The 19,663-nt window shown below is 65.0% G+C and carries 14 protein-coding genes and 2 pseudogenes (1 of these 16 running past the window's edge); 11 read left to right on the top strand and 5 right to left on the bottom strand.

What is annotated here, in order from left to right; genetic code table 11:
• The first annotated feature begins 69 nt into the window (after nucleotides 1-69).
• The 5 genes from leuS (at nucleotide 70) to holA (ending at nucleotide 8,610) form a co-directional block, all read left to right on the top strand.
• Nucleotides 70-2,568, top strand: a complete 2,499-nt coding sequence (leuS, locus tag B384_RS0108995) for a leucine--tRNA ligase (RefSeq protein ID WP_019482786.1) — start codon at nucleotides 70-72, stop codon at nucleotides 2,566-2,568.
• Nucleotides 2,569-2,570: 2 nt separating this feature from the next.
• The gene (locus B384_RS0108990; protein ID WP_019482785.1) at nucleotides 2,571-3,659 is read left to right on the top strand and encodes a DegV family protein; all 1,089 of its coding nucleotides are present in this window, start codon (nucleotides 2,571-2,573) and stop codon (nucleotides 3,657-3,659) included.
• Nucleotides 3,660-3,731: 72 nt separating this feature from the next.
• On the top strand, nucleotides 3,732-4,670 hold the full coding sequence (locus tag B384_RS19675) for a ComEA family DNA-binding protein (protein ID WP_083850892.1): 939 nt from the start codon (nucleotides 3,732-3,734) through the stop codon (nucleotides 4,668-4,670).
• Between the two features lie 270 nt (nucleotides 4,671-4,940).
• The gene (locus tag B384_RS18410; RefSeq protein WP_192813076.1) at nucleotides 4,941-7,505 is read left to right on the top strand and encodes a ComEC/Rec2 family competence protein; all 2,565 of its coding nucleotides are present in this window, start codon (nucleotides 4,941-4,943) and stop codon (nucleotides 7,503-7,505) included.
• A 139-nt stretch (nucleotides 7,506-7,644) separates the two neighbouring features.
• Complete coding sequence (holA, locus tag B384_RS0108975) at nucleotides 7,645-8,610, top strand: DNA polymerase III subunit delta (protein WP_019482782.1); 966 nt, start codon at nucleotides 7,645-7,647, stop codon at nucleotides 8,608-8,610.
• Nucleotides 8,611-8,938: 328 nt separating this feature from the next.
• Here holA and rpsT read toward each other — a convergent pair whose 3' ends face one another.
• Nucleotides 8,939-9,199 carry a 30S ribosomal protein S20 gene (gene rpsT / locus B384_RS0108970; protein WP_019482781.1) on the bottom strand — a complete coding sequence of 87 codons (261 nt, stop codon included), beginning with the start codon at nucleotides 9,197-9,199 and terminating at the stop codon, nucleotides 8,939-8,941.
• Nucleotides 9,200-9,433: 234 nt separating this feature from the next.
• A complete protein-coding gene (locus B384_RS0108965) occupies nucleotides 9,434-9,913 on the bottom strand; it encodes a type II toxin-antitoxin system PemK/MazF family toxin (protein ID WP_019482780.1) in 480 nt (159 codons plus the stop codon).
• Between the two features lie 185 nt (nucleotides 9,914-10,098).
• Between B384_RS0108965 and lepA the strand changes: the two are divergent.
• Both lepA and hemW read left to right on the top strand, forming a co-directional pair.
• Nucleotides 10,099-11,953: pseudogene (gene lepA, locus B384_RS18405) on the top strand (translation elongation factor 4).
• 2 nt (nucleotides 11,954-11,955) lie between these two features.
• Entirely contained in the window at nucleotides 11,956-13,185 is a 1,230-nt protein-coding gene (gene hemW / locus B384_RS0108955; protein WP_019482779.1) for a radical SAM family heme chaperone HemW, read from the top strand.
• Nucleotides 13,186-13,189: 4 nt separating this feature from the next.
• Here hemW and B384_RS0108950 read toward each other — a convergent pair whose 3' ends face one another.
• On the bottom strand, nucleotides 13,190-13,621 hold the full coding sequence (locus B384_RS0108950) for a DUF4870 domain-containing protein (RefSeq protein WP_019482778.1): 432 nt from the start codon (nucleotides 13,619-13,621) through the stop codon (nucleotides 13,190-13,192).
• An 87-nt stretch (nucleotides 13,622-13,708) separates the two neighbouring features.
• Entirely contained in the window at nucleotides 13,709-14,575 is an 867-nt protein-coding gene (locus B384_RS0108945) for a DUF3097 family protein (RefSeq protein WP_019482777.1), read from the bottom strand.
• A 150-nt stretch (nucleotides 14,576-14,725) separates the two neighbouring features.
• On the opposite strand from B384_RS0108945, the gene hrcA reads away from it, so the two are divergent.
• The 3 genes from hrcA to B384_RS0108930 all read left to right on the top strand — a co-directional run bounded on the left by hrcA (nucleotide 14,726) and on the right by B384_RS0108930 (nucleotide 17,731).
• Nucleotides 14,726-15,739: a heat-inducible transcriptional repressor HrcA gene (hrcA, locus tag B384_RS0108940; RefSeq protein WP_019482776.1), complete on the top strand. Its 1,014-nt coding sequence runs from the start codon at nucleotides 14,726-14,728 to the stop codon at nucleotides 15,737-15,739.
• Between the two features lie 106 nt (nucleotides 15,740-15,845).
• Nucleotides 15,846-16,973 (top strand): molecular chaperone DnaJ, encoded by a 1,128-nt coding sequence (dnaJ, locus tag B384_RS0108935; RefSeq protein ID WP_019482775.1) that lies wholly within the window; start codon nucleotides 15,846-15,848, stop codon nucleotides 16,971-16,973.
• A gap of 2 nt (nucleotides 16,974-16,975) precedes the next feature.
• A complete protein-coding gene (locus B384_RS0108930; RefSeq protein WP_019482774.1) occupies nucleotides 16,976-17,731 on the top strand; it encodes a 16S rRNA (uracil(1498)-N(3))-methyltransferase in 756 nt (251 codons plus the stop codon).
• 90 nt (nucleotides 17,732-17,821) lie between these two features.
• Here the strand turns inward: B384_RS0108930 and B384_RS0108925 are convergent, their stop codons facing one another.
• Nucleotides 17,822-18,775 (bottom strand): GerMN domain-containing protein, encoded by a 954-nt coding sequence (locus B384_RS0108925; protein ID WP_019482773.1) that lies wholly within the window; start codon nucleotides 18,773-18,775, stop codon nucleotides 17,822-17,824.
• A gap of 342 nt (nucleotides 18,776-19,117) precedes the next feature.
• On the opposite strand from B384_RS0108925, the pseudogene B384_RS18400 reads away from it, so the two are divergent.
• Nucleotides 19,118-19,663, top strand: a pseudogene (locus B384_RS18400) (PhoH family protein); it runs 523 nt beyond the window's last position.

Here is a 19,663-nt window from a genome sequence, read left to right as displayed (position 1 = left end):
ATGCCCCTCCCTGGCTGAGGGGCTTTTGTGTGTCTAGGGGCAATTGATCAAGAGGACAGGGCAACAACAGTGAGCACGCAACCCGACGCCGGGCAACCGGACGAGAACACCTACAGTTTCGCTGACATCGAAGCCCGATGGCCCGCGGAGTGGGACCGGCTCCAGCCGTTCAAGCCAGCCGACGACGGCTCACGGGAGCGCCGGTATGTGCTGGACATGTTCCCGTACCCCTCAGGTGACCTGCACATGGGGCACGCCGAGGCGTTCGCGATGGGCGACGTCGTCGCCCGCTACTACCGGCAGCAGGGGTTCGACGTCCTGCACCCCATCGGCTGGGACTCGTTCGGGCTGCCCGCCGAAAACGCGGCCATCCAGCGCAACGCGCACCCGTCCGAATGGACCTATACCAATATCGAGACGCAGGCCAACTCGTTCCGCCGCTACGCGATCAGCGTTGACTGGTCCCGTCGGTTGCACACGTCCGACCCCGGGTACTACCAGTGGACACAGTGGCTGTTCCTGCGCTTCTTCGAAAAGGGTCTGGCGTACCGGAAAAACTCTCCGGTCAACTGGTGCCCGAAAGACCAGACGGTGCTGGCCAATGAGCAGGTAGTCAACGGCGCCTGCGAGCGCTGCGGCACCCCAGTCACCAAGAAGAGCCTCAACCAGTGGTACTTCAAGATCACCGACTACGCGGATCGTCTGCTGGACGATATGGACCAGCTGCGGGGTCACTGGCCCGAGCGGGTCCTGGCCATGCAACGCAACTGGATTGGTCGCTCCGAGGGTGCCCACGTCGACTTCGTCATCGAAGAGGCCGACGGGCAGCCGGCCCAGAGCGTTCCCGTGTTCACCACCCGGCCGGACACGCTGCACGGCGCCACGTTCTTCGTGGTGGCAGCAGACGCCCCGTTGGCCCTGGACCTGGTCACCGAACCCCACCGGGCCGAGCTGGAAGAATACCGGGAGGGCATCAAGTCCCTGTCGGAGATCGAGCGGCAGTCGACCGAGCGCGAAAAGACCGGAGTGTTTACCGGCCGCTGGGCGATCAACCCCCTGAATGGGGAGAAGCTGCCGGTCTGGGCCGCCGACTATGTGCTGGCCGACTACGGCACCGGCGCCATCATGGCCGTTCCCGCCCACGACCAGCGCGACCTGGACTTCGCCCGCGCCTTCGAGCTGCCGGTCCGAATGGTCGTGGACACCGGTGCCGAGGATCCGGCGGTGTCGGGGATCGCCACCACCGGCGACGGCACCCTGGTGAACTCCGGTGAGCTGGACGGGCTGGGCAAGGACGAAGCCATTGCCCGCGCCATCGATCTGGTCGCCGAGCACGGCACCGGCGAGCACACGGTCAACTACCGGCTGCGCGACTGGTTGTTGTCCCGGCAGCGATTCTGGGGCACCCCGATCCCGATCATCCACTGCGCCACCTGCGGCGAAGTGCCGGTCCCCGACGACCAGCTGCCCGTCACGCTGCCGGAAGACCTGCGCGGCGGCGACCTGTCCCCGAAGGGGACTTCGCCGCTCGCCGCCGTCGAGGACTGGGTCAATGTGCCCTGCCCGCAGTGCGCCGGGCCCGCCAAGCGGGACACCGACACGATGGACACCTTTGTCGATTCCTCCTGGTACTTCCTGCGGTTCGCATCCCCTGACACCACCGACGCGCCGTTCGATACCGACGCAGTGAACCGCTGGCTGCCCGTCGGACAGTACGTGGGCGGCGTTGAGCATGCCATTCTGCACCTGCTGTACAGCCGCTTCTTCACCAAGGTGCTGTTCGACCTGGGCCTGATCGGGTTCACCGAACCGTTCTCGGCGCTCCTGAACCAGGGGCAGGTGCTCAACGGCGGCAAGGCCATGAGCAAGTCGCTCGGCAATGGCGTCGACCTGAGCCAGCAGCTGGACAAGTTCGGCGTTGACGCCATCCGGCTGACCATGGTGTTCGCTTCCCCGCCCGAGGACGACGTCGACTGGGCGGATGTTTCGCCGTCGGGTTCGTCGAAGTTCCTGGCCCGTGCCTGGCGGCTCGGTCAGGACGTGACCAGTGCGCCCGGCGTCGACGTCTCAGGTGGCGACCGCGCGCTGCGGTCCATCACCCACCGGACCGTGGCGGACAGCGCTGCCCTGCTGCAGGGCAACAAATTCAACGTGGTCATTGCCCGTGTGATGGAACTGGTCAACGCAACCCGCAAGGCGATCGACTCGGGCGTTGGGGGCGCCGACCCGGCTGTCCGCGAAGCCACGGAGGCGGTGGCGATCATCCTGAGCCTCTTCGCTCCCTACACCGCCGAGGACCTGTGGAACCGGCTGGGGCACCCAGCCTCGGTGGCAACAGCGGGCTGGCCCGCGGTCGACGAGTCGCTGCTGGTGCAGGAGACTGTCGTCGCCGTCGTACAGGTGCAGGGCAAGGTCCGTGACCGGCTGGAGGTGTCCCCGGACATCACCGAGGATGCGCTGCGGGAGTTGGCGCTGGCCAGTCCCCAGATCCAGAAGACCCTCGACGGCAGGGGAATCCGGACGATCATTGTGCGGGCTCCGAAGCTGGTCAATATCGTTCCGGAGTAACCATGCGGGCCGACAAAGCAGTGAAGTCTCCAGCAGGGCAGGATGGTCCGGCGTCGGCTGAACCACGCCCGTCGGCCGCGGAACAGGCACCACGGACGCCGGCAAAAACCGGCTCTGCGGCCTGGTACTCGATGAGGTGGCTGGAGCGACTGTGGGTCCGTCCGTCGGGATCCCGTGCCGCGCAGGAGGCCGCCGCACCGTCCCGCATCGCTGTGGTGACCGACTCGGCTGCGGCCATACCGCCCGAGTGGCTGGCAGTCGGGGGTGCCGCGCGTGGCGTCGTCGTCGTGCCCATGCCGGTGATGATCGCCGGACGGATCTTCGGTGAGGGCACCGACGACCTGACCGGGCCGCTGTCGGTGGCGTTGGCCGAAGGCGCCGAGGTGCGCACGTCCCGGCCGTCGCCGGGCCAGTTCGAGAGTGTCTACCGGCGGCTCGAAGCCGACGGAGCGACGGGAATCCTCTCGGTGCACCTCTCGGGCGACCTGTCGGGGACCACCGACGCGGCGCGCTGGGCAGCGGCAGCCGTCTCCATCCCGGTGGAGGTGCTCGACTGCCGGACGGTCGGGATGGCGATGGGTTTCGGGGTGGCGGCGGCCCAGGCGGCTGCGCGTGACGGGGTCGACCTTGCTGGGGCGTCAGCGGTAGCGCGCGCGGTCTGTGATTCGTCGACGCTCAGATTTCTGGTACCCAGCCTGGAGCAGCTTCGTAAAGGGGGCCGGATCGGTGCGGCAGCGTCCATGCTGGGAACACTGTTGTCGGTGAAACCGATCCTCAGTGTGCAGGAGGGGCGGATCCTGCCGCTCGAAAAGGTGAGGTCCCTGCCCAAGGCTACCGCCCGCCTGTTGGACCTGGTGGAAGCGGACCTTGCCGGGAGGCCCGGCGCCGTGGTCGCCTTCCACTACTTCGGCAATCAATCCCAGGTGCAGGAGCTGACACTGAACCTCCAGGAGCGCCACCCCGAAGTTCGGACAGTCCTGGCGCAACTCCCGGCAGTGCTGGCTGCCCACACCGGGCTGGGAGTCATCGCTATCGCCGTGGCAGGGCGGATTGACGACGACGGCGACGCTGGACCGTCCACTGCCGACTGACTGCTACTGGGTTTACCCACATACGCAGCCGTACGGTCTCCTTCCCCTGGCGGTAAATCCTAGGCTCGACCCATGGCCAGACATCGTCGGGCAACCAGCCCACCGCCCCGCGTTTTGGGGTTTCGACCGGATCCGATCGGGGCTGCTGATCCCTCCCAGGGATACGAGGATTTCGAGGCTTTAGACCCGCCCGGTCCGCCAGCCGATAGTGGGCGCCGGTGGGCAATCGGTCGTGGCGTATCCTTCGTGGTGCTTGGTCTGGCACTTGCGATCGCCTTCGGGCTTTTCCTGCTCCGGGGCGGGCCGGCACCGGAGATCACCTCGGTCGCGCTGGATAGTCCGTTGGCCGGGCAGCCGGCACCTCCGGCCCACGCATCAGGTGCACCAGCCTCATCGAAACCCACGCCGTCAGGTGCACCGTACTCGGGAACACTGTCTTCGGGAACACTGTCTTCGGGAACACTGTCCTCGGGTGCACCGCCTGCCGGGGCGCAGCCAGCTGGAGCACCGCGCTCAGGGGCTCCGCCGCCGGGGGAGGAGGCAGCCCCCGAACGTCTGCTCGTCCATGTTGCGGGTGCGGTGACCCGCCCCGGAATTGTTGAACTCGCCTCAGGATCCCGCGTCTTTGAGGCGATCGATCAGGCCGGGGGAGCACTCCCCGACGCCGATCTCGCCGCAATCAACCTGGCCGCTCAGATACAGGATGGTCTGCAGATCCGCGTACCCCTGCAGGGCGAGACCCCGGCTCCGGTTGCGCCTGACGGCGCAGCCAACGGCGGGNGGTCGCCCGCGAATCCTCTGGGTTCCACTGGCCCGGCGGCCCCGGTGAACATCAACACGGCTGGAGTCGACGAACTGGAGACACTTCCGAGGATTGGCCCGGTGCTGGCAGAGCGGATCGTCCAATGGCGTGCCGCACACGGGGCGTTCACCCGGCCCGAAGATCTCGACGCAGTGCCAGGCATCGGTGAGGCCATGCTCGCTGCACTTCTCCCACTGGTCAGTGTCTAGGTCAGTGTCTAGGTCATGAGACCACGGCACAACTGGACGAGGTATGTCCGGGCCGCGACGGAGGGGGCGGACGCCCGAAGGGGCGCCCAGACAGGCGACGCACCGGTGGTGAGCGGTGCTGCTGCGACCGGCCCTGTAGCGAGCGGCCCTGTGGTGAGCGGTACTGCTGCGGCTGGCCCTCTAGCAAGCGGCACCGTGGTGAGCGGCACTGCTGCGACCGGCCCTGTAGCGAGCGGTGCTGCTGCGGCCGGCCCTTTAGCAAGCGTCCCTGTGAGCGGCACTATAGCGGGCCGTGCGGCAGCGACACTGACGGCGGCGCGCAGTCGAAGCACACCGATCGGCCCGCTGACGAGCTGGCGGAAGAAGTTTCTGCGGGAGAAGCGGGGTAGGGACACCCGAACAGGCGCTATCGAACCCCGTCACCGGGACTTACGGTTGTTGCCTGCCGCCGCGGTGGCGTGGATCACGGCAGCAGGGGTGGTCCGGCTGGACGCCTCCTCCGCCCTGCTCGGCGCCGTTGTGCTGGCGACGCTGGCCCTTTGCAGTGTGATCGGCTGCCTTGCCTCGGGCAGAGTCAGGCGGGTGGCGGTACCCTGTGTGGTGCCGCTGGCCATCGCTACCCTGGTCTGCGCGCCCGCCTCAGCCAGCCTTGCCGCACGGACCTCCGGCCCGGTATCAACTGCGGTCCAGGAGCAGTCCGCGATCACCGCTGTTGTGCACGCGACGTCGGATGCAGCGATGATCAGCCCCGACCGGTTTACCGGATCCTCCCGGTTTATGGTGGAAGGGACGTTGACGGCTGGAACGCTTGACGGGGTCAGGTTCACGGCGGGTACGCCGGTGGTGGTGATTGGCCCGGTGTCCTGGCAGCCGGTCGCCGCGTCTGACTCGGTGCGCACGGCCGGGCGCCTGCTACCCACCAAACCCGGCGACCGTGCAGCCGCACTGCTCATCGCCGCGACCAGCCCGCAGGTGACCTCGCCTGCCGGCTGGACTACCGTTCCAGCCGAATTAAGAACTGACTTTTCGCAGCTTTCTTCCCGGCTGACGGGGGAGGGCGGGCTGCTGCCAGGCATGGTCATCGGCGACCGGAGCACACTGGACGAAAACCTGGCAGCAGATATGCAAACCACCGGGATGACTCACCTGACAGCGGTCAGCGGTGCCAACTGCAGCTACCTGTTGGCCTTCGTTTTCCTCGGTGCCCGCGCTCTGCGACTGCCGCGACTCCCGTCGGCGGTCCTGGGCATCCTTGCACTGATTGGTTTCGTCATCCTGGTTCGACCCGAGCCAAGTGTGTTGCGCGCAGCGCTGATGGGCGGCATCGGAGTTGCAGCGGTGTTATCCGGGCGAGGGAAAGTGCCGCTGGCACTTTTGCTGCTCACCGTGGTGGTCCTCCTTACCATCGATCCCTGGCTGCACGCCTCCTTCGCGTTCATGCTGTCCGTTGCCGCCGCGGCCGGACTGATCCTGTTCGGTCCGGTACTGGCATTGAGGCTGAGCCGTTTCATGCCGCTGCTGGTCGCCCAGCTCGTCGCTGTTCCGATTGCGGCGCAACTGTTCTGCGCGCCGATCCTGACGCTGTTGCAGCCAACTCTCCCGCTGTACTCGGTTCCGGCGAACCTCGCAGCCAGCCCGGTGGTACCGTTCGTCACCATCGTGGGGATGGCGGCTGTCGGGTTGATCGCCGTCGCGGAACCGCTGGCGGTACCCCTGGTCCTGGTGGCCGGTTGGGGTACAGCGTGGGTAGGCGCAGTTGCAACCTTTTTCGCCTCGGCGCCCGGGGCGACCCTGCCGTGGGTAGGCGGTCCGGTGGGAGTGATTCTCACCGGAATGCTCTCGGCGGCAATCGTGCTGGCGGTGACTTTCAGCCCCCGGCGCCGGACTGTTACTCCCGGCCCAGGCAGGTCGACGAAGGTGAACCCTTTACCCGGGTCAAACCGGAACGAAGCCCATTCCGGTCACGGCAGGATCGGTGCCCTGCTGTGGCTTGCGGTAGGTTGTGTGGCGGGCCTTGCCGCCGTCAGCCTGTGGCCCCCGGGCCGACCAGACAATGGAACCTGGCACATTGCTGCCTGCGACGTCGGGCAGGGCGACGCCTTCGCTGTCCGGACCGGCGAACGTAGCGTGATCCTCATCGATACGGGTCCCGAACCGGACGACGTCGACGCTTGCCTGGACCGGCTGGCGGTCGACACCGTGGAACTGCTCGTGCTGACCCACCTCCATGCCGATCACTATGGTGGAATCGAAGGAGTGTCGAGGGACAGGACGGTGCAGAGAATCCTGTACTCCTCCTCAGAACCGGCACTTCCCACGACTGTCACCGCGGTCCCTGCGCAACAAGTATCACCCGAGCGGCTCATTGCCGGTATGACTGGAGAACATGGCGACGGTGGCTCCTATGGCCGCGTCAGCTGGACGGTGCTCTGGCCAGAGGCCGGAGCACCAATAGATTCCGAGAATAATTCCAGCGCTGTGCTCGACGTCGTCATCGACACTGACGCCGCCCCCGATGTGGCCGTCCTGCTGACTGGTGATCTGGAGGAGGATGCGGCGCGTGCCATGTTGAGAGCCAGCCCCGGACTCAGTGAGCGGGGGGTGCAGATCCTGAAAGTAGCCCACCACGGTGCCCGCAACGGTGGGCTCGACCTGGCCCACGCCCTCAAACCACGGCTCGCCCTGATTTCCGCTGGCCGGGATAACGACTACGGGCATCCACACCCAACTATCACTGCCGGATTGTCTGCGGCGGGGATTACCGTGGCCAGAACCGACCAGCTGGGAACGTTTCTGGTCTCCATTCAGGACGACTCACTCCGCGTCCACCGTTGACCCGCTTGTCCGCTTTGCGGCAGGTCCCGCCCGTGGCACAGTTGACGCTGAGGACTCGTTCCATCCACCAACCACCAGGAGCAACTACGTGACTTCCAGGCCCGCCGCATCCCGCAGGGAATCAGCTGGAAGCTCAGGGATGCACTGGCGAACCGTTGTACCCGCACCAGTGGTGCTGCTCAGCGGCCCCGAGGAGTATGCCGCCGGCCAGGCAGTCGAACGCATTCGTCGCAGCCTGCGGGATGCACGTCCAGACCTTGAAGACGTGAAGCTGGACGCCGGCAAGTACGAGGCAGGCGATCTCACCATCCACGGGAGCCCGTCCCTTTTTGGGGAGGCCAAATTGATCGAGGTGAGCGGCCTCGCCCAGATGAACGACGACTTTCTTCAGGACACGCTCGGATACCTGGCCGATCCTGCCCCCGATGTCGTGCTGGTGATGCATCACAGCGGCGGAAACCGTGGCAAGAAGCTTCTTGACGCACTCAAGTCTTCCGGGGCAACCGTTGTCGACTGTCAGCCGTTGAAGAAGGACTCGGACAAGACAGACTTTGTTGTCGAGGAGTTTAGGGCCGCGGGCCGGCGGATCGGCGGTGGAGCCCTGCGGGCGCTGGTGGCAGCGGTTGGGTCCCAGCTCGCCGAACTGGCGGCAGCCTGTCAACAATTGATTTCTGATACGGCCGGTGAAATCACCGAGGAGACCGTCGAGAAGTACTACGGCGGCCGGGTGGAGGTCACCGGGTTCAAGGTGGCAGACGCGGCATTGGCTGGCCGTGGAGGACAGGCCCTGTCAATGCTCCGGCATGCCCTGGCGACCGGCGCTGATCCAGTACTCCTGATGGCGGCCCTTGCGATGAAGGTCCGGGCCGTTGCGAAGGTCCATCAGGTGCGGGGGAGCTCCGCCCAGCTAGCAAAAGAGCTCGGGATGGCGCCCTGGCAGGTAGACCAGGCCCGACGCGACGCCCAGCGCTTCAGTTCCGAAGGTCTGGTTGAGTGCATTCAGGTGCTTGCGGAAGCCGATGCCCAGGTGAAGGGCGCCTCCCGGGATCCGGTGTACGCCGTCGAACGCGCAGTCACCACCATCGCCCTCGCTGGCCGCGGCTAGCGGCTCAGTACGGTCTGAAGTGCCGCTAGGCCCGGACGGCGCTCCGAGTCACTGCGCACCCGCTTGCACTCTCTGCGACCTGAACGTACCGCGCCTGACCCGTCTCACGCTGTGCCTACCGTCTCGTACTGTGCCTACCGTCTCGCGCTGTGCCTGCCGTCTCGCGCGGTAGGTATCGTCCCGCGCTGTAGTTATATGTGGCGCGGCAGGCGTTTTAGGCGGCGTTGGTCGGTTGAAGGCGCGTAAGGCGAGGGGATCAACCGGTTAAACGACAGATGGCCGGCCCGAAGGCCAGCCATCTGGAAATCGTCGAACGATCAGGCTCTGGTTAGAGAGCGTTGACCTTCTTCGAGATCGCAGACTTGTGGTTCGCTGCGTTGTTCTTGTGCACGACACCCTTGCTGACAGCCTTGTCCAGCTTGCGGCTTGCCGACTGGAGGAGGCTGGTTGCAGCTTCCTTGTCAGCTGAGCCGATCGCAGTGTTTACGGCGCGGATGGCCGTTTTCAGCTCGGACTTAACCGAGTTGTTGCGCTGGCGCGCCTTCTCGTTGGTGAGAATGCGCTTTTTCTGGGACTTGATATTTGCCACGTATTTAGAACTCTCTTTGTATTGCGGACTGGTCGTGAGGGTAATTCAGTTCAACCAATGACTGAGCGGCGTGGGGATACCGTAGGCGATTGGACTAAAGTGCCCGTCGACCTGCGCGGACACACAGCTGTCTAGATTACCAGAGATGCACGGATTAGTCCCGGCAGCCGGTCTGTCTGAGCGCGGCGCCGCACGTGGAAGGTGCCGCATGGAAAGTTGGGCAGCCACAACAACTCAGTCAAGCCGCGCCACCACACGATCAAACTGCGCCCTGGGAAGTACAGCACCGATCCGCCTGACATCCGCCGGTGCCAGTTGAATGATCCGATCGGTTTTCACTTCGCTCGGTCTGCCCTTGACGTCCCACGAGCCGGACCCGATATCGACGTAGGCCGAATCCGATCTGCCGGTTCCATTCCGGTCGCGGCTAGTCAGCGTCAGTCCCAGCAGCCTGCCCCGGTGGTTGCCGATCAGCAGGACCGGGCGGTCCTTGCCCTGACGGTGGTCCTCTTCATAGGGCACCCAGGCCCAGACAATTTCCCCCGCATCCGGGACATCATCGGCTCGGGGCGAATAGCTGACCTTCGGGGTGCCGGTGAAATCACCAGGGTAGGCGGCTGGTTTCCGGGCAGATCCGGACCGCCGCTTCGGCGGCTGCAGTGCCCGCACAACGGTGCGGGCCAGCCGCAGGAAGGATCGGGAATCAAATGACATGCGGTAAAGGATACAGTTTGGCCAGTCCAGGCAATTCCAGATCACCCGCCAGCTCGTGGGAGACTGTTAACCGGGGCTGGTTTAACAAACCCCGCCCGAGAGGTGGGTTCACCTCGCTCCAAACCCTGTCGTTGTAGTTGAAACGGTTGCCGCGCAGCAGCCCTCGCAACAGTAAGGAATGTCCAGTGTCACCCAAGGCCCGCACCTCACCGGTGCCCGCCGCCACTGATCCGGCGATCATCAGAAACTTCTGCATCATCGCGCACATCGATCATGGGAAGTCCACCCTGGCGGACAGGATGCTGCAGCTCACCGGCGTCGTCGAGCAGCGTGACATGAAGGCCCAGTACCTGGACCGGATGGACATCGAGCGTGAACGTGGCATCACCATCAAATCCCAGGCGGTGCGGCTGCCCTGGGAACTCGACGGTGTCAGCCACGCGCTGAACATGATCGACACGCCAGGCCACGTTGACTTCACCTACGAGGTTTCCCGGTCGCTCGCGGCCTGCGAAGGGGCGATCCTGCTGGTCGATGCCGCCCAGGGGATCGAAGCCCAGACACTGGCCAACCTTTACCTGGCGATGGAAAACAACCTCACCATCATTCCGGTCCTGAACAAGATCGACCTGCCCGCCGCCCAGCCCGAGAAGTATGCTGCCGAGCTGGCGAACCTGATCGGTGGCGATCCCGACGACGTCCTCAGGGTCTCCGGGAAGACCGGTATGGGGGTCGAAGCACTGCTGGACAAGATTGTCAGGGACCTGCCGCCTCCTGTTGGTGACCCCAACGCCCCCGCACGGGCGATGATCTTCGACTCCGTATATGACACCTACCGCGGTGTCGTCACCTACGTCCGCGTGGTCGACGGCATGCTGCATCCCCGCGAGCGGATCCAGATGATGTCCACCCGCGCCAGTCACGAGCTCCTCGAAATTGGCGTCAGCTCCCCGGAGCCCACCCCATCCAAGGGGCTTGGCGTGGGTGAGGTCGGCTACCTCATCACTGGTGTGAAAGACGTCCGGCTGTCCAAGGTGGGTGACACGGTTACCAACCTGGCCAAGCCAGCCCAGGCATCCCTGCCCGGATATGCCGATGCGAAGCCCATGGTCTTCTCCGGTCTGTACCCGCTGGACGGCACCGATTACCCGGTGCTTCGCGACGCGCTGGAAAAGCTGATGCTCAACGATGCAGCGCTCGTCTACGAACCCGAGACCTCCGCGGCACTGGGCTTCGGGTTCCGGGTGGGCTTCCTCGGGCTCCTTCACCTGGAGATCACCAGGGAGCGGCTCGAGCGCGAGCATAACCTCAACCTGATCTCCACGGCACCCAACGTGGAGTACCTGGTAACACTCGAGGATAAAAAGATGGTCCATGTGACCAACCCCAGCGAGTACCCGACCGGGAAAATCGCCGAGGTCCGCGAGCCTATGGTTTCGGCGACCATCCTGGCGCCCACCGAGTTCGTCGGTGCCATCATGGAGCTGTGCCAGAGCCGGCGCGGCGTGATGGGCGGAATGGATTACCTCTCCGAGGACCGGGTGGAGATCCGGTACCGACTGCCACTGGCCGAGATCGTGTTCGACTTCTTCGACATCCTCAAATCCCGGACCCGCGGGNNNNGGCTCGCTGGACTGGAAGAGCGACGGCGACCAGGTCGCCGACCTGGTCAAGGTTGACATCATGCTGCAGGGCGAACAGGTCGATGCGTTCTCGGCCATCACCCACCGCGACAAGGCCTACGCCTATGGCGTCATGATGACCGGCAAGCTGCGTGAACTCATCCCACGGCAGCAGTTCGAGGTTCCCATCCAGGCGGCCATCGGGTCACGGATTATTGCCAGGGAAAGCATCAGGGCCATCCGCAAGGACGTCCTCGCGAAGTGCTACGGCGGTGACATCACCCGTAAACGCAAACTTCTGGAGAAACAGAAGGAAGGCAAGAAGCGGATGAAGATGGTGGGACGCGTCGAAGTCCCGCAGGAAGCCTTCATCGCAGCACTCACCACCGACGAGTCCAAGGACAAGGTCAAGAAGTAGCAATGCCAGGTGCCCTCCCTCTTGGCTTGCCAGCGCCGGAAAGCGGCCTGCTGCCGGAGCAGGCCGCCATCGGCAGCGCCGACCGGAAGCTGGGGCTCTACGTCCACATCCCGTTCTGCGCCGTGCGCTGCGGCTACTGCGACTTCAACACCTACACGGCCACTGAACTGGGTGGGGGCGCATCGCAAGACCGCTATGCCGCAACGGTCAGCGCTGAACTGGACCTCGCAGCCGGTGTCCTGACCGCTTCCGGCACCGCGCCACGCCAGCTATCGACAGTGTTCTTCGGCGGCGGCACTCCCACCCTCCTCCCCGCAGCCGATCTGGCGACGGTGCTGCGCACCGCCGTCGGGCACTGGGGGCTCGCGCCAGGCGCTGAAGTCACCACGGAGGCCAACCCCGATTCGGTCACGCCCGAGTCACTTGCGGTGCTGGCGCAGGCGGGTTTCACCAGGGTGTCGTTCGGGATGCAGTCGGCTGTTCCGCACGTGCTGAAGGTACTGGACCGCACCCATGCGCCCGAACGGGTGCCACTGGCCGTGCAATGGGCGCGGGAAGCCGGGCTGCGCGTCAGCCTTGACCTGATCTACGGCACCCCGGGGGAGTCCGCAGCCGACTGGCAGCAGACCCTTGACGCGGCGCTGTCCTACGGTCCGGACCACGTCTCTGCCTACGCACTGATCATCGAGGACGGCACCAAACTTGCGGCCCGGATCCGCCGTGGCGAGGTGCCCGACATCGACGACGACGATCACGCCGAGAAGTACGCCCTGGCCGAACGCGCGATGGCAGCCGCCGGACTCGGATGGTACGAGGTAAGCAACTGGGCCCGCACACCTGCGGACGAGTGCAGGCATAATCTTGCCTACTGGCGTGGCGACGACTGGTGGGGAGCTGGTCCCGGCGCGCACTCGCATCTGGGCGGTGTGCGCTGGTGGAATGTGAAGCACCCGACCGCCTACGCCCAGCGCCTCTCAACCGGAGTGTCACCGGCCGCTGGCCGCGAAATCCTGGACGCGGAGACCCGCTACACCGAGGACGTGATGCTTCGCGCCAGGCTGCGCGAGGGTCTACCAACCCGGGTGCTGCACCCAGGGGGGCGGCTCGCCGTCGCCGGATTGATTGCTGATGAACTGATCGTTGCAGCGGAGGCCTTCGCCGGAACGATCACGCTCACTGGCAAGGGCCGGTTGCTCGCCGACGCGGTCGTCCGCAGGCTACTACCCGACTAGGTTCCTAACGGAAGAGCCGCAGGTTGAACGCGTACCGGTAGGGGCGGCCACGGTTGACCTGGATCCCGGCAATGACCGAGGATACGGCGATTGCCACCCAGATCAGGGCGTTGACGACGGCGAACATGCCGCCGACCGCTGGCAAGAGGGAGAGCAGCCAGGCCACGAACGCCAACACCGTCGGCGGGAAGGTGAAGTTGAACGCCTCCCGCGCTTCCTGGGCGGTGAAAGGTCCCCGGTTCTTGAAAATCAGCAGGATGAGCAGCGACGGAATGAAACCGAGGATTCCCCCGAAGTGCGACAGGGTTGCCCACTGCCGGTCTTCCGTCGCGGTCAGAGGCAAGGCATTCGCCGGGGCACCCTCAAAAGCGGATCGGGGCTGGCCGTGGCCGTCCTCGGATCCGTGGTTTCCGTGCTGGTCGGCGGGGTTAGACAACTGAACATCCTCTATTGCTTCGGGGCAGCCTTGATCAGGAGCCTTCCTATCTAGGATACTTCGTCGCCAGCAAACGTGCACTGGGGCTTAAATTGTCGCGTCGAAATCTCCGGGAGGGGTCAAAAAATCGATCACTTCTTCGACCCGCCCGAGCAGCGACGGCTCAAGGTCGGAGTAACTATTGACGCACCCCAGCAACCGCTTCCAGCCATGTGCCACCGCTGCCTTGTCGGCGTTCGGCCAGCCGAGACCGGCGAGTATTCCGGTCTTCCAGTCCTGGCCCCGTGGTACCACCGGCCACGCGGTGAGCCCGACGGCCGCCGGCTTGATTGCCTGCCACACATCGACATACGGGTGTCCCACCACCAGGACGTTGGCGGCGGCTCCCGGAACCTTCATGGCTTCCTGGGCGATGCGCTGTTCCTTCGACCCCGCTACCAGATGGTCGACGAGGATACCGAGCCGGCGGTTCGGTCCAGGACTAAAGGTGCGGATCATCCCGGCAAGGTCGTCAACGCCGTGCAGCGGCTCGACGACGATCCCCTCAAGACGCAGATCGTCGCCCCACACTTTTTCGATCAGCTCAGCATCGTGCTGTCCCTCCACCCAGATCCTGCTGGCCCGGGCGGTCCTCGCGCGGGCGCCCTCCACTTTGACCGATCCCGACGCCGTCACCTTGCGGGCTGGCGCTGGTGGTGCCAGCGCGGGTGCCACCACCTCAACGGGCCCGCCGTCGACGTGGAACCCGAACCCGAGCGGGAAAGTCTTGAGTCTGCCGCGCCGGTCCTCGAGCACCATGACGTGCATGCCACCAGATTTCTCCACCCGGACCACCGCGCCAACGTACCCGCTCCGCACATCCTCCAGAACCAGGCCCCGGCTGACCGGAACCTTTGGCAGGGAAACCTGGCGGGGGGCTGAGATGTCCTGGGCGCCCCATTCATAACTGGACAAAATTGTTGCTCACTTCCCGACTCGCCGCTGGACGGTCCGGCCAGGGATTTTCAATGCTAACAATCCCTTCGAACGTACTAGACTTGGCACTTGGGCGTGTCGAGTGCCAGATCTGCCGGAAGAGACAGTAAACGTGTGCGGAGGTGAAAAGTGAGCGAACCACGCAGACTCGAAGTGTTGCGTGCCATCGTCGAGGACTATGTGCATTCCCGCGAGCCTGTGGGCTCCAAAGCACTCGTGGAGCGGCATCAGCTGGGGGTATCATCGGCCACCATCCGTAATGATATGGCTGTCCTGGAAGAAGAGGGGCTGATCACCGCGCCCCACACCAGCTCGGGTCGCATCCCCACCGACAAGGGCTACCGACTGTTCGTCGACCAGATTTCCGAGGTCAAGCCTCTGTCTGCTGCCGAAAAGCGCGCCATCCAGGCGCTCCTGGAGGAGGCAGAGGATCTCGACGACGTCATGGACCGGACAGTGCGGCTGCTCTCCCACCTGACCAATCAGGTGGCGGTGGTCCAATACCCACATCTGGGTAGCGCAGCCGTCCGGCACCTGGAGTTCGTCCTACTGGCGCCCAACCAGGTTCTGGTGGTGCTCATAGCGACCAACGGAACAGTCCAGCAGCGGGTTGTCCCGCTGCCCGAACCGGTGCCCGAATCATCCCTCGCCGAGCTTCGGCAGCACTTCCTCGGTTCCGTCGCCGGCACCAAGCTGGCGTCCCTTCCGCAGGAACTCGCACTCGCCGTGGGAGCCCTGTCGTTCCAGCAGCGCAGGGCGGGCACCGTGCTGGCGCGGGCGCTCGAACAGTTGGCTGGCATCAACCGGGATGACCGGATTGTGATGGCTGGTACAGCCAACCTGGCCCGATCCACCGTAGACTTTCCTCTGAGCATCGGGCCGGTGCTCGAGGCCCTGGAGGAGCAGGTAGTAATGCTTCGCCTGCTTTCCGAAATGAAGCAGGATGCGTTTGGCGTCTCGGTGCGGATCGGCCGGGAGAACCCGCACGGCGGCCTCGCTGAAGCCTCGGTGATTGCCACCGGATACGGTCCCGACTCGTTGGCCAAGGTAGGAGTCCTTGGGCCAACCCGAATGGACTACCCGACGTCGATGTCGGCGGTGCGGGCGGTAGCCCGGTACCTATCGCGGATCCTGACGGACTAACCCTGACGTAACCGCATCAGCGAACTTGTTGTAGAAACAGTCGACCCCATACCGGCAGGGCACCAAGCCCTGCACCGGTCAGTGACATAGGAAGTGAAGTGCAGGAGTGAGTAATCACTATGAAGTCCTCGGTGTGAACCGCGATGCGAGCGGCGAGGAAATCAAGAAGGCCTACCGCAAGCTCGCGCGAAAGCTGCACCCGGACGTCAACTCCGGGCCGGATGCCTCTGAAGAGTTCAAATTGGTCACCCGTGCCTACGAGGTGCTCTCGGACCCGCAGAAACGGCGCGTGTATGACACGACCGGCAACGAGAACGGGACCGACAACGGATTCGGCGGCGGACACGCAGGGCCGGGCTTCGCCTTCCAGGACATCTTCGAAACATTCTTCGGTGGCGGTGGTGCCAGCGGCCCGCCGTCGCGCACCCGTCGCGGCCAGGACGCCCTGATCGCCGTGCGGATCGACCTGGTCGACGCAGTCTTCGGGATCAACAAAAAGATCGACGTCGATACCGCAGCAGTGTGTCCCACCTGCGACGGGTCCTGCTGCCAGCCCGGCACTTCCCCCCGAACCTGCGACATTTGCGGCGGGTCGGGTCAGGTGCAGCGTGCGGTGCGGTCCATTCTGGGCCAGGTCATGACCAGTGCCACGTGTGGCACCTGCCAGGGGTACGGCACAGTCATCCCGAACCCCTGTAACGAATGCAACGGCGACGGTCGGGTGCGTAGCCGTCGGAGCCTCACCATCAAGGTGCCCGCAGGCGTGTCGACCGGCACCCGCATTCAACTGGGGGGCCAGGGCGAGGCCGGTATGGCCGGCGGACCGCAGGGCGACCTCTATGTGGAGATCCGGGTTAACCCGGATCCCTCCTTCCTCCGTGAGGGTGACGACCTCCACGTCACCCTCAGCGTGCCGATGACCGCCGCCGCCCTGGGCACCACCGTGAACCTCGCCTCCTTCGACGGCGACCAGGAACTGGGGATCAAAGCAGGCACGCAGTCGGGCGAGATCGTGACTCTTCGCGGACTTGGCGTAACCCACCTCCGCGGGTACGGGCGTGGTGACCTCAAGGTGCACCTGAACGTCGAGACTCCGCGCAACGTTGACCAGGCGCAGGAAGAGCTGCTGCGCAAACTTGCCGAACTCCGCGGCGAGGAATTTGTTGAGGGTCAGCTGGCCAGCAGCGGTTCAGGGGTGTTCGCGAAGTTGCGGGAGCGGTTGGGTAATCTCTAGGGGTGAGCAACGCACTCTACTTCGGAGACCCTGAGGCGCTGGCTGCTGTCCTCCCCGGAGCCAGTTTCACCCTCACCGGGGCCGAGGCCCGGCACGCGGCGACCGTCAAACGGCTGGCAGCCGGCGAGACGATTGACGTCGCCGACGGCCGCGGGCGTAGAATCGTCGGCGTGGTCACGGCCAGCGCCGGGCAGGAAGTCACCCTCGAGGTGCGAACAGTGATTGACGAGCCGGCCCCCGCCTGCCGTCTCATCCTGGTGCAGGCACTGGCCAAGGGGGACCGGGATGAACTGGCGGTCGAGGCCGCCACTGAACTCGGCGTCGATGCGGTTATTCCCTGGCAGGCGGATCGAAGTATTGTCCGTTGGCGCGCCGACAAGGCGCTCAAAGGGCAGCGAAAATGGGAATCCACGGTGTGGGGAGCCGCCAAACAGTCACGGCGTGCCACCCTCCCCGAGGTGCTGCCATTGCACGACAGCGGGTCTCTGGCAGCCTGGCTTGCCGGCGTGGACCTCGCTCTGATCCTCCACGAGGACGCTGAAACTGGGGTTGGGGCACTGGTTGGGCCACAGGCCGACACCCCGCCCACCAGCATTGCAGTGGTGGTCGGCCCCGAGGGGGGCATCAGCGGGCAGGAGCTGGAGCTGTTCGTGTCGAACGGTGCGCATCCGGCCAGGCTCGGCGGCCAGGTGCTGCGCTCCTCCACCGCCGGACCCGCCGCCCTTGCGGTCCTGAGCCAACTGCTGGGCCGCTGGTAGCCGGTTCAGTTCCGTGCTCACCCGGGAATAAGGTCCCGTGCTCACCCGGGAATAGCAAGCCCCGGGAAGGAAAGCAGGAGGCTCAGCTGCCTACTGCACCGTGACGCGCTTGGTGTCGGTATCGAGTTCACGGTTCTCCTGGACGCCCTGCGGACGGTCGAAGACGCTGATCTCGTATTCACCGGGCACCAGGGCGATCGTGAACTCGAAGAGTCCGGGGGAACTGGCGCTGGCGTCCAGTCCCACCGTTCCAGTGCGGTACGATTCCAGCTCATCGCCGACCACCTCGTCGATCCGCCAGTGCAGGACCGCGTTCTCCGTCATTCCGCTGCCTGACACGGTGATCGTCGGCTGGTCGCGGACCGCCCCATGCTGGGGTTCGATGATCCAGATCGGAGCCATCAACGCCGAGTCCCGCTGCAACGGGCCACCGAGTTCGATGTGGCCGAAAGCATTGAACCCCGCCGCTCCGTCCACCAGGACGACGACGCGGCTGGGGTCACCGCCCGAGACCAGGCCCGCGTTGGCCGCCGCCGCTGTGGCTGTGTATACGAGCTGCTGGATGGCACGATAGGCGGCACCCTGGTCGAGCTGCGCATCGAAGGCCTCGGCCGAGATATCGACCGTAATAACGTTGTCGGGGGAGATTGATGCGCTGACAGACTCGGCGGGGGACCACGACCCAAAGTAGTCGGGATCGATTGGTGAGTTGGCGGTCATCGCCTGGACCGCCGCCGCGATTGGGTCACCACCGTTCCCGCCGTCCAGGAACTCCCGGTAGAGCTGGATGCTTCCGTCGTTGTCTCCCATCCAGTAGACGGGGAGCAGGTTGCGCAGGGTAGCGGATTCCGTCACTGCGGAGTGCTCTGCCGACGCTGGGCCAGCTGACGTGTTTGGTTGTCCAGAAAGCGAGGCCGTCGCATCATCGCCGGGGACCGGTGTGCAGCCACCCAGGCCCAGACCAGCGAGGACGATTAGCGCGGTGACCGAGAGAGCGCGTCCAGGCCGGCGCCGGGCAGCATCGCGTTGAAAGGACCACTCCATTCGCGTCCTGTCCTTTCGCTGTACCACTCGGCCGGATTGGTGCGCCGCCGAGTAATGCACTCAAAGCAACGTTTCCAGCTTCGCATATGGCAACAGGCCCCGAACGGGGTTTAGCCAAGTCGTCGCCGGACTGAGACAGGATTGAAACCGGGCCGTTGCCCAGATGAGATCATCTGCTTCCTGGGCGCGCGGAGACGCCGTAAAACCTCCGGTTCCGTCGACGGCGGAATCCGGCGGCCGGGGACGGCCGCCGGGCAGGGACGTAACGTAAGATTAGTCAAGGGGCGGTATGCCGTCACCAACCGATTCAAGGAGAGATGGAAGGCCGCGAGGGCCGATTATATGACCGATTCTTCAGTTGGCATCAGCGCAGTGGGCTTGGACACGAAGGTGGTCCACTTCGATTCGACGGAACAAATGGTTCAAGCGCTTGGAACCAACGATGAGGCGCTCAGGCTGATCGAGAGCACTTTCGTGGGGGTCAATCTTCACGTCCGGGGTAATGAGCTGTCGATCACGGGCCCGGCCGTCGACGTCGCGCGCACCGAACGTCTGATCTCCGAGATCCGCACCCTCGCAGCCAACAACACCACCGTCAACCCCCAGGTTCTCAAACAGCTGGTGTCCATGTTGAAGGATCAGTCGGTGAGTAGTCCCTCCGATGTCCTCACCATGAACATCCTCTCCTCCCGTGGCAGGACTATCAGGCCAAAGACCCTGAACCAGCGGGACTACGTCGAGGCGATTGACCGGCACACGGTGGTGTTTGGCATCGGCCCTGCGGGCACCGGGAAAACCTACCTCGCCATGGCCAAAGCTGTTCAGGCGCTGCAGCATAAGGAAGTCAACCGGATCATCCTCACCCGCCCGGCCGTCGAAGCGGGGGAG

Source organism: Arthrobacter sp. TB 23, assembly GCF_000294595.1.
Classification (GTDB): domain Bacteria; phylum Actinomycetota; class Actinomycetes; order Actinomycetales; family Micrococcaceae; genus Arthrobacter_D.
Note: the sequence above shows the minus strand (reverse complement) of the source record. Positions and strands in the feature narration are given on the sequence as shown.